Source organism: Streptomyces sp. NPDC005141 (assembly GCF_053599975.1).
Map to the genome: position 1 here is coordinate 1 of NZ_JBSFYW010000152.1, position 2,180 is coordinate 2,180.

The following is a 2,180-nucleotide window of genomic DNA, read 5'->3' on the forward strand; positions in this document are numbered from 1 at the left end:
TGCCCATAAAACCATCGCCCAGCACCCGCCCCCGAGCACCCTCAACTACCCCGCCACCAGGACATATACCCAGCTAAAGAGGAATCCAGCACTAGCATGACCGCGTGCAGCCGACACCTCTCCACTCATCCCATGACCGCGAGATCGAATCCCTCACCGAGTTCGACGAGGTCGTCTCGACGGGCGGCACGCTCGCCCGGTTCCGCGTCCAGGCGGTCGACCTGACGGGCCGTACGAAGGAACTGCTCTCCGTGGACACCACGGGTGCCGTGTTCCTGGGCTGCCCGATGGACGCCGAGGCGGCCGCCCGCGTCCGGACCTCGGGCGCCCTCGTCTTCCCGCCCGTACCGGGGCTGCCCCTCGACCCCTACCGGGGCCATCTCTACTCCCCCGACGAGCTCTTCGCCTCCCTCGACGCGGGGTACGAGGCGACGCCCGACGCCCGTGCGTACGCCTGGTTCCAGGAGACCAGGGCCGACGGCGACATCTTCGCGTCGATGGTGCGCGCGGTCCACGACGACTCCGTGTCGGACGCGCTCGACGAACTCCTCGTCGGCACACGGGTGGTCGGCGTGATGGGCGGCCACGCGATGGCACGCGGCACCGAGGCGTACGCCGGGGCCGCGCGGCTCGGGCGCGAGCTCGCGCGCTCCGGTCTCACGGTCGCCACCGGCGGCGGTCCGGGCGCCATGGAGGCGGCGAACCTCGGCGCCTACGCGGCTCCCTTCGACGACGGCATGCTCGACGAGGCGCTGCGCGTCCTGGCGGCCGTCCCCTCGTTCGCCCCCTCCATCACCGACTGGGCGCGCGCGGCGTTCGAGGTGCGGGAGCGCTGGCCGTCGGGTGGTCCCTCGGTCGGCATCCCCACCTGGTTCTACGGCCACGAGCCGCCGAACGCCTTCGCCGCGCACATAGCGAAGTACTTCGCCAACGCGACCCGCGAGGACGGGCTGCTGGCCCGCTCGAACGCGGGTGTCGTCTTCCTGCCGGGCGCCGCCGGGACCGTACAGGAGATCTTCGACAACGCGACCCCGAACTACTACGAGTCGAGGGGCGAGCCCACCCCCATGGTCCTGGTGGACCGCGCGCACTGGACCGAGAAATATCCGGCCTGGCCGTTGCTCAGGGCGCTGGCACGGGAGCGCGCGATGGAGTCGCGGATCACGCTCGTCGACCGCATTGATGACGCTCCGGAGGCACTCAAACACTTCGGCGGTTAACGACTCGGCAAAGCCAACGACGAGGCCGGGCATATGCATTGACAGCACTTAGGTGGCGCTTATAAACCTGTGAAACTCCTGGGGGTGCTGTTGCCACGGAATGATTCGCCGCAAATCCCCCAACACCCCCCGCAGTTGCGCAACCTGTGAAGGGCAATCGTGTCCATATCTCGACGCACCGCACGTACCGTGCGAATCCTCGGCGTTGCTTCCGCCTCTGCCGCGCTCACGCTCGGCGTCGCCGGCAACGCGCTCGCCTGCAACATCCGTGACTTCTCGGCCGCCGCTTCCTGCGACGGCGACGGGAAGGGCATCATCACCGTGACCGACACGGACGCCTCCGCCAAGGAAGCCACCGTCACGGTCTACCTCGAGTCGAACGGCGCCGACGAGCGCCAGGTCGGCGAGAAGAAGGTCACCGGCAGCCGCGAGGGTGCCACCGTCACTTTCTCGGAGGACTGGGCTCCCGGCGCCAAGTACCGGGTCCACATCACGGTTCCGAAGCTCGTCGACGCGGACGTCACGCCGATCACGACGGCGCCGTCCGAGGCCTGCACCCCGAAGTCGGAGTCCCCCTCGCCTTCGGAGAGCCCGGAGCCGTCTGAGACCCCCTCCGGCTCGGAGACGCCTTCCGACTCGGCGACCCCGTCGGACTCGGAGAGCAGCGCTGCCCCGGCGACGCCGGGCGACAACCAGCCGTCCGCGGCGGCCGGTGAGTCCAACCTCGCCGAGACCGGTGCGGACTCCAACACCCCGATGATCGCCGGTATCGCCGGTGCGCTCGTCGTCGTCGGTGGCGGAGCGGTCTTCTTCGGCATGCGCCGCCGTGGCGCCTCGAAGGCCAACTGACCCGCATCCTGTACGACCGTGTGGCCCGCCCCCGTCGACGGAGGCCTCCATCGACCCGGACACGTCGACCACGAGGATCAGCCGCCAGTCCGCCTCCTTGCGCGAGCGGGT

At 69.7% G+C, this 2,180-nt stretch carries 2 protein-coding genes and 1 pseudogene; 2 read left to right on the forward strand and 1 reads right to left on the reverse strand.

Translation table 11 applies throughout. The features are described 5' to 3' along the window. The first annotated feature begins 104 nt into the window (after positions 1 to 104). Both ACWD68_RS41755 and ACWD68_RS41760 read left to right on the forward strand, forming a co-directional pair. On the forward strand, positions 105 to 1,220 hold the full coding sequence (locus tag ACWD68_RS41755) for an LOG family protein (protein ID WP_451811697.1): 1,116 nt from the start codon (positions 105 to 107) through the stop codon (positions 1,218 to 1,220). Between the two features lie 189 nt (positions 1,221 to 1,409). Continuing rightward, the gene (locus ACWD68_RS41760) at positions 1,410 to 2,069 is read left to right on the forward strand and encodes an LAETG motif-containing sortase-dependent surface protein (RefSeq protein WP_451811698.1); all 660 of its coding nucleotides are present in this window, start codon (positions 1,410 to 1,412) and stop codon (positions 2,067 to 2,069) included. 36 nt (positions 2,070 to 2,105) lie between these two features. Here ACWD68_RS41760 and ACWD68_RS41765 read toward each other — a convergent pair. Beyond that, positions 2,106 to 2,180 (reverse strand): annotated as a pseudogene (locus ACWD68_RS41765) (VWA domain-containing protein); the annotation flags it as partial.